Annotated in this window: 10 protein-coding genes and 1 tRNA gene; 4 read left to right on the top strand and 7 right to left on the bottom strand. The window is 61.8% G+C overall.

What is annotated here, in order from left to right; all coding sequences use genetic code 11:
* The coding region (locus ENZ75_RS06895) for a 2'-deoxycytidine 5'-triphosphate deaminase (protein ID WP_135896362.1) at nucleotides 1–89 on the top strand (89 nt) is incomplete at its 5' end.
* A gap of 100 nt (nucleotides 90–189) precedes the next feature.
* On the top strand, nucleotides 190–963 hold the full coding sequence (locus tag ENZ75_RS06890; RefSeq protein WP_024503157.1) for an ABC transporter substrate-binding protein: 774 nt from the start codon (nucleotides 190–192) through the stop codon (nucleotides 961–963).
* 171 nt (nucleotides 964–1,134) lie between these two features.
* On the opposite strand, the gene araD1 is transcribed toward ENZ75_RS06890, so the two are convergent.
* From araD1 to chvE, 4 genes are all read right to left on the bottom strand, one after another.
* Nucleotides 1,135–2,127, bottom strand: a complete 993-nt coding sequence (araD1, locus tag ENZ75_RS06885; protein ID WP_013533635.1) for an AraD1 family protein — start codon at nucleotides 2,125–2,127, stop codon at nucleotides 1,135–1,137.
* 305 nt (nucleotides 2,128–2,432) lie between these two features.
* A complete protein-coding gene (mmsB, locus tag ENZ75_RS06875) occupies nucleotides 2,433–3,719 on the bottom strand; it encodes a multiple monosaccharide ABC transporter permease (protein WP_063170017.1) in 1,287 nt (428 codons plus the stop codon).
* Nucleotides 3,716–5,248, bottom strand: coding sequence for a multiple monosaccharide ABC transporter ATP-binding protein (mmsA, locus tag ENZ75_RS06870; RefSeq protein WP_063170018.1), 1,533 nt, complete (start codon nucleotides 5,246–5,248; stop codon nucleotides 3,716–3,718). The genes mmsB and mmsA overlap by 4 nt, the downstream gene beginning before the upstream one ends.
* Before the next feature lie 123 nt (nucleotides 5,249–5,371).
* Nucleotides 5,372–6,442, bottom strand: a complete 1,071-nt coding sequence (chvE, locus tag ENZ75_RS06865) for a multiple monosaccharide ABC transporter substrate-binding protein (RefSeq protein ID WP_027161715.1) — start codon at nucleotides 6,440–6,442, stop codon at nucleotides 5,372–5,374.
* Nucleotides 6,443–6,753: 311 nt separating this feature from the next.
* On the opposite strand from chvE, the gene ENZ75_RS06860 reads away from it, so the two are divergent.
* Together ENZ75_RS06860 and ENZ75_RS06855 are read left to right on the top strand one after the other, a co-directional pair.
* Nucleotides 6,754–7,743: a LysR family transcriptional regulator gene (locus ENZ75_RS06860; RefSeq protein WP_027161714.1), complete on the top strand. Its 990-nt coding sequence runs from the start codon at nucleotides 6,754–6,756 to the stop codon at nucleotides 7,741–7,743.
* Between the two features lie 130 nt (nucleotides 7,744–7,873).
* On the top strand, nucleotides 7,874–8,110 hold the full coding sequence (locus ENZ75_RS06855) for a hypothetical protein (RefSeq protein WP_024503153.1): 237 nt from the start codon (nucleotides 7,874–7,876) through the stop codon (nucleotides 8,108–8,110).
* A 2-nt stretch (nucleotides 8,111–8,112) separates the two neighbouring features.
* On the opposite strand, the gene ENZ75_RS06850 is transcribed toward ENZ75_RS06855, so the two are convergent.
* The 3 genes from ENZ75_RS06850 to ENZ75_RS06840 all read right to left on the bottom strand — a co-directional run bounded on the left by ENZ75_RS06850 (nucleotide 8,113) and on the right by ENZ75_RS06840 (nucleotide 11,859).
* Nucleotides 8,113–8,186: transfer RNA gene (locus ENZ75_RS06850), tRNA-Gly, on the bottom strand.
* A gap of 81 nt (nucleotides 8,187–8,267) precedes the next feature.
* On the bottom strand, nucleotides 8,268–10,181 hold the full coding sequence (locus ENZ75_RS06845; protein ID WP_063170019.1) for an acyltransferase family protein: 1,914 nt from the start codon (nucleotides 10,179–10,181) through the stop codon (nucleotides 8,268–8,270).
* Between the two features lie 196 nt (nucleotides 10,182–10,377).
* Nucleotides 10,378–11,859 (bottom strand): hypothetical protein, encoded by a 1,482-nt coding sequence (locus ENZ75_RS06840; RefSeq protein ID WP_063170020.1) that lies wholly within the window; start codon nucleotides 11,857–11,859, stop codon nucleotides 10,378–10,380.
* Nucleotides 11,860–11,877: the final 18 nt, after the last annotated feature.

Genomic DNA, 11,877 nt, shown 5'->3' with positions numbered 1-11,877 from the left:
GGCCGCAGGCGCTCTACGGCACCGATCTCGGCTCCAACTACCAGGCGCAGGGCCTGAAGCTGTCCAAGCATTTCCGCGCCGCGCGCTGACCCTCATTGCCCCAAGGCAAAATACTTGCCTGTACCGGCTCGCCATGCTTGGCTGCCTTGCCGCCCGTCAAGCTGGCGGCGTTCAAGGGGAACCAAGAAAATGCGATTTTCGAAATGGGTCATATCGGCGGCGGGCGCTGCCATGCTGGCAACACTGGCCGGCTCTCTGTCGGTGCAGGCGGCGGAGAAAATCAAGATCGGCACCGAGGGCGCCTATCCGCCGTTCAACACCATTACCGCCGACGGCAAGGTCGAAGGCTTCGACATCGACATCGCCAATGCGCTGTGCGCGCAGATGAAGGTCGAATGCGAGATCGTTACCCAGGACTGGGACGGCATCATTCCCGCTTTGCAGGCCAAGAAGTTCGACGCCATCATCGCCTCGATGAGCATCACCGAGGAGCGCAAGAAGCAGGTCGCCTTCACCAACAAATATTATACGACACCGCTGGCTCTGGTGGCGCCGAAGGACACCGATCTCACCTCGACCGAACCGGCGGCCCTTGCCGGCAAGACGGTCGGTGCCCAGGCTTCGACCACGCAGGCCGACTATGCCCAGAATGAATATGGCAAGGCGGGCGCGGAGGCCAAACTCTATCCCACCCAGGAAGAGGCGATCACCGACCTGACCAACGGTCGTCTTGACGCCGTGATCTCGGACAAGTTCGTGCTGATGGATTGGCTGAAGAAGGCAAGCGACGGCTGCTGCAAGCTGGTCGGCGACGTCAAGGGCACCGAGACCCAGGCCGGCATCGCCGTGCGCCTGGACGACACGGCCCTGCGCGACAAGCTCAACGCGGCCATCGACGCGATCGTTGCCGACGGCACCTACAAGAAGATCCAGGCCAAGTATTTCGACTTCGATATTTATTGAGGCAGAGGCGCCTTTTCCTTCTCCCCTTGTGGGAGAAGGTGTCGCCGGAGGCGACGGATGAGGGGTGTTCCAGGGAACGCCAACGTTTCACTCCGCTGGAACACCCCTCATCCGTCTCGGCGCTAACGCGCCGATCCACCTCCCACTTGGGGAGAAGGAAAAGGCGCGCTCTCAAAGCGCCTTCACAGCCACCTTCACCGGCTGCTCGATCTCGAGCGGGTTGCGCAGCGGCAGGCCGAAATCCCCGGCCTCGATCTCGAAGACATCGCCGGCCTCGGTCGTGATGCCGTCGGCGAAGGACAGCGTCGCCGTGCCGAACATGTGCACATGCACGTCACCCGGCTGGCGGAAGGCCGCGTATTTGAAATGATGATGTTCGAGATTGGCGATGGTGTGCGACATGTTCGCTTCGCCGGACAGGAACGGCTTTTCCCACAGCACCTCGCTGTCGCGCACGATGCGCGAGGTGCCGCGGATGTCGGACGGCAGGTCGCCGATCAGGATCTCCGGCCCGAACGAGGCGTTGCGCAGCTTGGAATGCGCGAGGAACAGATAGTTCACGCGCTCGGTGACGTGGTCGGAAAACTCGTTCGACAGCGTGAAGCCGACGCGGAAAGGTGCGCCGTCGTCGCCGATGACGTAGATGCCGGCGACCTCGGGCTCTTCGCCGGCGTCCTTGGCAAAGGCCGGTGACAGGAGTGCGGCGCCTGGTGCCACCGCCATCGTGCCGTTGCCTTTGTAGAACCATTCCGGCTGCACGCCGATCTGGCCTTTCGCCGGCTTGCCGCCCTCCAGCCCCATGCGGAACATCTTCATGGAATCGGTGAGCTGCTCCTCGCCGTCGGCGCTCAGCTTCTTGTGCATGGAATCGCGCGTCGCGGCGGAGCCGAGATGCGTCAGCCCGGTGCCGGTCAGGTGCAGATGCGCCGGATCGGGGTGATTGATCGGCGACAGCAGCCGCCCCTTCTTGTAAGCGGCCTCGAGATCGACCGTCTCGCCAAGCCCCTTGCGTTCGATCAGCGCGACGAGGCCGACGCCGGTGCGGGCGGCCTCCATCGCCAGCGAATAGACGCTGCGGGCGCCATTGATGATCCGGGTCTTGCCGCCATTGCGGGCGACGACGCGGATGGTCTCGGCGTCGTCAAGGATCTGGGAGATCAGCATGATGAATCCTCTCTCATTTGCCTTGGCAGGGCTGCCAAAACGGCAAACCTTGCTCAGCGCGGCCGGGACCTCGTCCATGCCACGGTTTAAATTCTCAGTTCGGATTGCGCTCGCGGGCCTGGTCCCTCAGGGACTTCTGTTACCGGCGGGTTGCCGGCAGCGTCGCGATCGTATGCCTCCTGCTTTCCTCGATCAGAGCAGTTCACCGTTTCACGGAAACGGCGAACCGCTCTAACTCATTGTCTTGGCGCAATTCCGGGCGGAAAACCGTTTCACACTTTTCCTGGAATTGCTCTTAAGTCCGTTCAAGCCTTGTTCTTGTTGTAGACGTCGAAGATCACGGCGCCGAGCAGCACCAGGCCTTTGACCACCTGCTGCCAGTCGACATTGACGCCCATGATCGACATGCCGTTGTTCATCACGCCCATGATGAAGCCGCCGACCACCGCGCCGATGACCTGACCGACGCCGCCCATCGCCGAGGCGCCGCCGATGAAGACGGCGGCGATGACGTCGAGCTCGCTGCCGAGGCCCGCGGCCGGCACCGCCTGTCCCAGTCGCGCCGCGATGATCAGGCCGCCGAGCGCCGACAGCACGCCCATATTGATGAACACCATCAGCGTCAGCCGCTCGGTGTTGATGCCTGACAGCTGCGCGGCCTTGGCATTGCCGCCCATGGCGTAGATACGGCGGCCGATGGTCATGCGCTTGGTGACGAAGACGAACAGCGAGATCAGCACGCCCATGACGAGCAGCACGACCGGCAGGCCTCTGTAGCTGGCGAACTCATAGACCAGGAACAGCGCCAGGGCGCTGGCGACCAGCGTCTTGACGACGAACAGGGCAAAGGGCTCGGCCTCATAGCCATGGCGTTCGCGCTTGCGACGCGTCCTCACCCCGAAATAGGCATAGGCCAGCACGGCGATCAGGCCCAGCACGATCGTCGTCATGTGCAGCGTCAGGCCGCTGCCCATGATGGTCTTGCCGGCCGCGTTCACCGTCGGCGGGATCAGCGTCAGCGGGCCGATGACATCCGGGATGAAGCCCGAGCTGAGCATTTTGAAGTCGTCGGGAAGCGGACCGACCGAGGATCCGCCGCCCAGCAGCGCCTGGCAGATGCCGCGGAAGATCAGCATGCCGGCCAGTGTCACGATGAAGCTCGGTATTCTGTGATAGGCGATCCAGTAGCCTTGCGCCGCCCCGATCAGGCCGCCCACGACGAGGCAGATGATCGAAACCACCAGCGGATTGCTGAGCGGTCCAAGTTGCCAGATGACCATCATGTTTGCCGCCAGCGCGCCGATGAAACCGGCGACCGATCCGACGCTGAGGTCGATATAGCCGGAAACGATCACCAGCAGCATGCCCAGCGCCATCACGATGATGAACGAGTTCTGCTGCACCAGGTTGCTCAGGTTCACCGGCTTGAACAGCGTTCCCGACGTGGTGAACTGGAAAAACAGCATGATGACGATCAGCGCGATGATCAGGCCGTATTCGCGCAGGTTCGTGGCCAGCGCCGAGACGGCGATGCGTGCGCGCTGCTCTTCGGCGACATTGCCGTGCGGGGCGGGGGCGCTTTCGGTGCTCATGCTGCTTTTCCTTCTCCACGAACGATGGCGCGCATTATTTTTTCCTGGCTTGCTTCCGCGGCGGGCATTTCGCCCACGATGCGCCCTTCGTTCATGACGTAGATGCGGTCGGTGATGCCGAGCAATTCCGGCATTTCCGACGAGATGACCACGATCGCCTTACCCTCCGAGGCGAGTCGCGCGATGATCGTGTAGATTTCGTACTTGGCGCCGACATCGATGCCGCGTGTCGGCTCGTCGAGGATCAGCACGTCCGGGTCGGCGAACAGCCATTTCGACAGCACCACCTTCTGCTGGTTGCCGCCGGAAAGATTGCCGGTCAACTGATAGACGCTGGAAGCGCGGATATTGGTCTTCTTGCGATAGTCGTTGGCAACGGCGAGCTCGCGCATGTCGTCGATCACGCTGTGGCGGGCCACGCCGCCGAGATTGGCCAGCGTGATGTTGTGCTTGATATGGTCGATGAGGTTGAGCCCGTAGGTCTTGCGATCCTCGGTGACGTAGGCGATGCCGTGTTGGACCGCCTTGCTTACCGAGGACACATCGATCGGCTTGCCCTTGAGCAGCACCTCGCCTGTGATGCGGCGGCCGTAGGAGCGGCCGAACAGGCTCATGGCGAATTCGGTGCGGCCGGCGCCCATCAGCCCGGCAATGCCCACCACTTCGCCCTCGCGCACATTGATGTCGATACCCTTGATCACCTGCCGCTCGGCATGGAGCGGGTGATAGACCGACCAGTTCTTCACCTCGAACACGATCTCGCCGATATCAGGCTCGCGCGGCGGATAGCGGTCGTCGAGGGAACGACCGACCATCGAGGTGATGATGCGGTCTTCGGAGATGTCCTTCTTGGCCAGCGTCTCGATGGTGCGCCCGTCACGGATCACCGTCACCTTGTCGGCGACCCGGTTGATCTCGTTGAGCTTGTGCGAGATCAGGATCGAGGTCATGCCTTGCCGCTTGAATTCGAGCAGCAGGTCAAGCAGCGCCTGGCTGTCCTTTTCGCTGAGCGATGCCGTAGGCTCATCGAGGATCAGGAGCTTGACCTCCTTGCTCAGCGCCTTGGCGATCTCGACCAGCTGCTGCTTGCCGACGCCGATATTGGTGATCAGCGTCTTGGGGTCCTCCTTAAGGCCCACCTTCTTCAACAGCGCACTGGTGCGCTCCTCGTTGGCGTCCCAGTCGATGACGCCGAATTTCGCGTGCTCGTTGCCGAGGAAGATGTTTTCGGCGATCGACAGCATCGGCACCAGCGCTAGCTCCTGGTGGATGATGACGATACCCTTGTGTTCGCTGTCCTGGATGCCCTTGAACTGGCATTCCTGGCCTTGGAAGATGATCTGGCCGTCATAGGTGCCGGAGGGATAGACGCCCGACAGCACCTTCATCAGCGTCGACTTGCCGGCGCCGTTTTCGCCGACCACGGCGTGGATCTCGCCTTCCTCGACGCTGAGATTGACGTTCGACAGCGCCTTCACGCCGGGAAACGTCTTGGTGATGTCGCGCATCTCCAAAATCGTCGGGGCCATGGGGACTACCGCTCCTTGAGAGCTCGGCAAATATTGCCGGCGAGGTCGGTGACAATACCGGGCTCGCTGGTGAACGAAAAGGGGCCCTGCGTTGCGCAGGACCCCCTGACTTTGTAACCGGGATTACTTCAGTTCGTCGGCCTTGATGTAGCCGGAGTCGACGACCAGCGCCTGGTAGTTCGACTTGTCGACTTCATGCGGCGTCAACAGGATCGAGGGAACGACCTTGACGTCGTTGTTGTAGGTCTTTTCATCGAGTCCGTCCGGCTTGCCGCCCGAGAGCACCTTGTCGACGAGCTCGACGGTGGCCTTGGCCAGTTCGCGGGTGTCCTTGAACACGGTCGAGTACTGCTCGCCCGAGATGATCAGCTTGACCGAAGCGGTCTCAGCGTCCTGACCGGTCACGATTGGCCAAGGCTGAGCCTCGGTGCCGTAGCCGACGGCGCGCAGCGAGGCGGTGATGCCGCGCGACAGGCCGTCATAGGGCGAAAGAACGCCATCGACGCGGCTGCCATCCGAATAGTTGGCCGACAGCAGATTGTCCATGCGTGCCTGGGCGGTGGCGGCGAGCCAACGCAGCGTGCCGACCTTGTCCATGCCGGTCTGGCCGGACTTGATCTTGATCGAGCCGTCGTCGATCAGCGGCTGCAGGACGGAGATGGCGCCATTGTAGAAGAAGAAGGCGTTGTTGTCGTCGGGCGAGCCGCCGAACAGTTCGACGTTCCACGGCTTGGTGTTCGGGAAGCGTTCCTTGAGGCCCTTGACCAGCGAATTCGCCTGGATCACGCCGACGCCGAAATTGTCGAAGGTGGTGTAGTAGTCGACATTGGCGGTCTTCTTGATCAGGCGGTCATAGGCGACGACGACGACGCCCGCGTCAGCGGCCTTCTGCAGAGCATCCGACAGGGTGGTGCCGTCGATAGAAGCGATGATCAGCGCCTTCGGGCCTTTGGTGATTTCGTTTTCCAGCTGGCTGAGCTGGTTGGGGATGTCGTCCTGCGCGTATTGCAGGTCGACGGTGTAGCCGAGAGCCTCGAGCTGGGACTTGACGGCATCGCCGTCATTGATCCAGCGCTGCGAGGTCTTGGTCGGCATCAGCACGCCGACGAGACCCTTGTCGGCTGCGTGCGCCGAGTAGGTCATGGCAGCGATGCCAAGGGCCGCGACGGCGGCCAGTGTCTTGATGATTTTCACTTTAACTCTCCCTGTTTGATGGACGCGGCACCCCGGGGGTCGCGGGCCGCGCAATCGTGCAGAAGCGCCAAGGCACCGCTGCCGTCATATCGATCTCCGGTATCCTCCCATGGCCCCGAGACGCTGATTCAATCGATACGATTTTTCTCGTCGGCGACCGTCACGTCTTGGAACGCGCGGAGGGTGTGGGTCTTTGCCATAACTGTCAAATGCGATCTTTGATGGTTGCTATATCATGGTTGGTATATGTATTGCGACGTGACGGGCTGACCCCGATGTCGGTCGTACACGAGCAGAAGGCAGGGAAAGCGATGGCGCGGCCAGCGAATCCGACAACAGCTTCAGATGGTTACAGAGAAGCACCGGGCGATGGCGAAACCCTGCTGCGCAGCGGTCTCAGTCTGCGTCACATGCGCATGATCGTCGCGCTCGACGACCATGGCCGGGTCAGCGCGGCAGCCCAGGTTCTGAACATTTCGCAGCCGGCGGCCTCGCGCATGATCGCGGAGATGGAGGCGGTGCTGGAGGTCAAGCTGTGCGAGAGGCTGCCGCGCGGCATCACCTTGACGCCATACGGCAAGGCTTTGGCCAGGCGCGCGCGCTCGATCCTGCTGGAGATGCGCGAGGTCGACCGCGAGATTTCCGAGCTCAAGGCGGGCAAGGGTGGTTCGGTTTTCCTGGGTGCCGTGACCGCGCCGGCAATCGAGCTGGCGGTGCCGGCAATTCGTGAAATCCGCCGCATCTATCCGCGCATCGAGATCACCATGCAGGTCGAGACCTCCAATGTGCTGGCACGCGAGCTGATCGCCACGCGCCATGACTTCATCATCGCGCGCATCCCGGACGACCTCAATCCGCGGCTGTTCGAGTCGCGCGTCATCGGCGTCGAGAAAGCCTGCCTGATCGTGCGCCGTGGCCACCCGCTCACCAGGGGCAGCGTGGTGCGGCTGGAAGACACCGCCGCCTATGACTGGGTCTTCCAGTCGGGCGGCTCGCCCTTGCGCCAGGCGATGGAGAGCAACTTCCTCAACCGCAACATCGCTTTGCCGGACCGTATCCTGAACACCAGTTCGCTGCTCCTGACCCTGGTCATGGTCGCGCAATCCGATGCCATCGCACCGGTCTCTGTCCAGGTGGCGAAATTCATCCAGAACCCTGACGGGCTGGCCGGCGCCATCGACGTCGTCCAGACCGAATTCGACATCGAGGTCAGGCCCTACAGCCTGATCACGGTGAGGAATCGCGCGCTGTCGCCGGCCGCCAAGATGCTGCACGACTTCATTCTGAGGGAAGTGGGATGATGGCTGGATCAGGTAAGCTTCTCCGGCGAAAGCGCCGCCAGGCCGAGGCCAGCGAAAGCGAACTGGGAACATTATTTCCCGCCGATGCGTTCATGATCTTGCAAGGGACGATTTCTTCTGGAGGCTGAACATGCGCAGCTTCGAAATCATCGACCTGCTTTGCGTGATCGAGGCCTGCAAGCACGATCGATCGGTCGGCAATTTCGTGTCCATGGCTGAAGGCGTGGAAGAATTGCGGGTGTTGACCGGCGACTTCGTTTCATCGGATGACGCGGCGGCAAACGCCCTCGCAACGGTGGCGCTGGCGAGAGGCTGCTCGGTTGTGTTCGACGAACAGGCAGGCGCTGAAATGGTTCTGACGCCTTAGGCTGGAGCGGGTAGCGGGAATCGAACCCGCGCGTTCAGCTTGGGAAGCTGACAAGCTACCATTACATCATACCCGCGTGCGCCCTCGTTAGCATGAGGGTTGGCCTTCGGGCAATCGCAAAGCGGTCCGTTTCGGCACGACGCCGTCGTGCTGCGGATCACGGCGCGCCTGCGGCCGTGAATTGCCGGTTTGCCTTCGCGGCCTTGTCGCTGGTGGCGAAACTTGGCCAGTATTTCGAGATGGCCAGCGTCGCGCCGGCGGAAGAGAAGTGGCCATAGTCGAAGTAGAGAAATTCATTGGTCTTGGCGTCGGCGTATGAACAACCGGCCGAGTCGCACAGATACGTCAGCGGATCTATGAAATCGGCCCCTTTGGTGAACGGCAGAACCCGTGCGTTGATGCCCGGATCCATAGCCATAGGCCAGGATGTGGTTCCGGCATGCTCCCGCTTCACCAAGAAAGCGATCTTCTGGACGTCGGCGATGAATTCCGGAGACTGGCCGACGGTATAGACCTTGACCCCCATCTCGCGAAGCCGGTCGATCGTCTTCTGCAGGCCGGCGAAGCCCCTGGCCTGGTAGTCGGTCCATCGGCCGCTCAGGATCACCGCCTGGATGTTTGCGTCGCGAATGATCGACAAGGCCCGTTCGTTGAAGCGGGTGCAGGCGGGCCGAGCATAGGAAAAATAGGTCAGGTCGGGCGGACAGCCGGCATAGGTGTATTGGATGACATTGGCCTGGATTTTCTGGGCGTTGGGCTCAAGTCCCGATACATAATGGGCAGCGAAAGAATCGCCCCACAGCAGCACATTGGTGGCAAAGCCCGTTGTACGGGTGCAGTCGGCGAGATTCCAGTCTTCGATGCGGGTCCCGTTTTCGTTGAAGCAGATGCCGTTGCGCCAGTCGCCGACCCGGATACGTTCGGTCGAGAAGTCCGGGAACCGTTGCGGGAAACCGTTGCCCAGTGCACCGGCCAAACCACCGGCGCACAGCAGCGCGATGGCCGTCGCCGAAAAAGCGAAGATAGGCAGCGGTGCGGTATAGGCTCGTTTCTGGCGGAAGGGCTGCTCGACATATTTCCAGGAGAATGCCGCCAGGGCGAAACTGGCCACCGTCATCGCGACAATCGTTGGCACACCGACGGTCTTCAGCGAGAGATAATGGACGAACGAGTTGATTGGCCAGTGGACGAGGTAAAGCGAATAGGAAATCAGGCCGACCCAGACCAGCGGCGCCAACCGAAGCACGCGAGTGGCGACAGGTGCCGGCCTGTCCGCGTTATCCTGGCCAGCATAGATCAGCAGTGCTGTTCCGATGCAGGGGAATAGGGCATTGTAGCCGGGAAACGGATCGCTGTCCGAAATCATCACAAAGCCAAACGCAATCAGGGCAAAGCCGGCGAGGCCGATCAGTTCCACCGCCAGCCGACCGGCTAGGACCGGAGGCTTCCGCAACATCAGCATGGCGCCCAGCGCCAGCTCCCATATGCGCGTCGGCAAGAGATAGAAGCCTGCCGTCGGTGCCAGCGAGGTTGCTATGACTGCCAGGGCAAAGCTGCCGACGGCCATCGGCAGAAGTACCGTCAGCCAGCGCTTCGAGACGTATCGGTGGATCAGATAAAGCAGGATCGGCGCGAAGATATAATACTGCTCTTCCACCGAAAGCGACCATGTGTGCAGGAGCGGCCGCAGTTCTGCGTCGATGGAGAAATAGTTCATCGTTCTCCAGAAATAGATATTCGACCAGAAGGTCGCGGCGGCGATCACGCTAAGGCTGAATTCGTGGAGATCCGAAGGCAGAAGGATGAACCAGGCGGCAATGCTCGAGAGCAGGATGACGAAGGTCAGCGCCGGCAGGATGCGCCGGGCGCGGCGCCAGTAGAAGCGGCCGATCGAGAACTGGCCCCGCTCAAGATCATCGAGCAGGCTGCCGCTGATCAGATAGCCCGATATGACGAAGAAGATGTCGACACCGGTGAAGCCGCCAGGAATGGCGGACACGCCGAAATGGAAGAGCACGACGGGCAGCACCGCAACGGCCCGCAGGCCGTCGATGTCGCGCCGGTAGTTCATCCGGCCGGCTCGCGCGCGACCACCATGATCCGTGCGGCCGCACCCGACACGCTCATGCGGCGATGCCTTCGGTCGTGCTGAAAATCCCGGCTCGTCGGTCTCACAGGCTTACCCTCAGGCAGCAATTTTGCTGCGCTGCAACATGGGTGTCAAGGCATATATTGGCTGTCGCGAAATCCGCCAGGAACGCACAGGATCAGGCGCCGGGCAGATAGATTACCGCGTAATCGTCCGAGTAGGCCCGTTTCCAGCCCAACTGGTCGAAGAAGGGAATCCGGCTGTCGTCGGCCGACAGCAGCGCCCAATCTATTGCGTATTTCTTCAGGCGGGCTTCGAGGAGCGGCTTGCCGTCTCCGCGTCCGGTGTCGTTGTCGCTCTTTGTGAAGCCGCCCAGGAACAGCTGGTCCGTCCGTCCGTCGATATAGGTCTTGAACCCATGGAAAATCAGCGTGCCGCCGAAATTGTAGGAATTCAACACATTGCCGGACAGATGATGGCTTTGCGCGAAGGCCAGCGCCCCGCTGGCCGATGTCTTCGGGCTCGGCGCGACCTGATAGGCGCTGCCGAGCACGGCGATCCCGCCGATCAGCAGAACGGCTGCCGTGCCGCAGATGGCGTAGAACCGTCTGGCTAAGAATCTCTCCAGCCCGTCGCGCTTTTCGGCCAGCCATGCGGTGGCTGAAAGCGAGTGATATTGCTGTGCGACCTCGGCCGCCATCACCAGCGGAATCAGCAGGAAGAACAGATACATGAAGCGCACATGGGCGAGATAGACATGCAGGGTGAAGACGACGAACAACGCCTTGGCCCAGCCAATTCGCAACCGGGACACCAGAAGCCCGAAAAGCGCCAGCAGCATCGCCGCTTCCTGGACAGGACTGTCCGGCTGACTGAACGGTTTCCATTCCATGATCAGCGACACCGCCTCATTGCCGTAGGCCACGGCGAGCGTCGCGAGGATGGCCTGGACGCCGTAGGGGTGGATCAGGCTCACCAGCGGGCAAAGCAGGCCGAACGCGATCCACTTCGCCAGCAGGGACGGTTTCGACAGGCCCGTGCGCGCCAGCAGATCGAGACCGGCGAAAGCCGCGATGACGAAGCTCAAGGTGAAGGTGGCGTGCAGGTTCGCCCATAATACGACCAGCACAAGCAGCCACCAGGGCGGCGCCCGTTCTTCCCTTGCCGCACCGAAGAGGACCGCTGTCCAGATGACGATGATCGGGAAGGTGAAGACATGCGGACGCGCCGTGAAGATCGGGTTGATCAGGAACACCGCGGCGAACGCCAGTGTAATCGCCAGGATCGGCTTCAGCCATGCGCTGAGAAACCACCCCATCAGGAAAACCGTCAGGGAGATCGAGGCGATGATCGCGTTGACGACCCCGTTCCAGCCGCCCGCCCGGTAGGCAAGAGCCAGCAGGACCTGCCCCAGCCATTCCTTGGCAATCCAGGGCTGGCCGGCAAACGTGTAGGAATAGGGATCGACGGTCGGAAATGTCCGGTTAGTCAGGAAATCCAGACCGACCTTCACTTGCCACCAGCTGTCGGGATCCTGCAGGGTGGCGCCTGCCTGGGCACCCAACGCACCCGCCATCGCCAAGGCCGCGAGCAGGCAGAAGATCAGCCTGCTCCGCTCGTTGTATGTCGCGGCCGCCGCACTGGCCTGAGCGTCGTTCATGCTGCGCCGCCTCTAATC

Source organism: Mesorhizobium sp. M7A.F.Ca.CA.002.04.1.1, assembly GCF_004022805.1.
GTDB lineage: Bacteria > Pseudomonadota > Alphaproteobacteria > Rhizobiales > Rhizobiaceae > Mesorhizobium > Mesorhizobium ciceri.
The sequence above is the reverse complement of the archived record's forward strand: the minus strand, read 5'-3'. Positions and strand labels throughout refer to the sequence as shown.

Coding starts and splice junctions, on each gene's coding strand:
- ENZ75_RS06890 (WP_024503157.1), top strand. CDS start 190: ATGCGATTTTCGAAATGGGTCATATCGGCGGCGGGCGCTGCCATGCTG.
- araD1 (WP_013533635.1), bottom strand. CDS start 2,127: ATGCTGATCTCCCAGATCCTTGACGACGCCGAGACCATCCGCGTCGTC.
- mmsB (WP_063170017.1), bottom strand. CDS start 3,719: ATGAGCACCGAAAGCGCCCCCGCCCCGCACGGCAATGTCGCCGAAGAG.
- mmsA (WP_063170018.1), bottom strand. CDS start 5,248: ATGGCCCCGACGATTTTGGAGATGCGCGACATCACCAAGACGTTTCCC.
- ENZ75_RS06860 (WP_027161714.1), top strand. CDS start 6,754: ATGGCGCGGCCAGCGAATCCGACAACAGCTTCAGATGGTTACAGAGAA.
- ENZ75_RS06855 (WP_024503153.1), top strand. CDS start 7,874: ATGCGCAGCTTCGAAATCATCGACCTGCTTTGCGTGATCGAGGCCTGC.
- ENZ75_RS06845 (WP_063170019.1), bottom strand. CDS start 10,181: ATGAACTACCGGCGCGACATCGACGGCCTGCGGGCCGTTGCGGTGCTG.
- ENZ75_RS06840 (WP_063170020.1), bottom strand. CDS start 11,859: ATGAACGACGCTCAGGCCAGTGCGGCGGCCGCGACATACAACGAGCGG.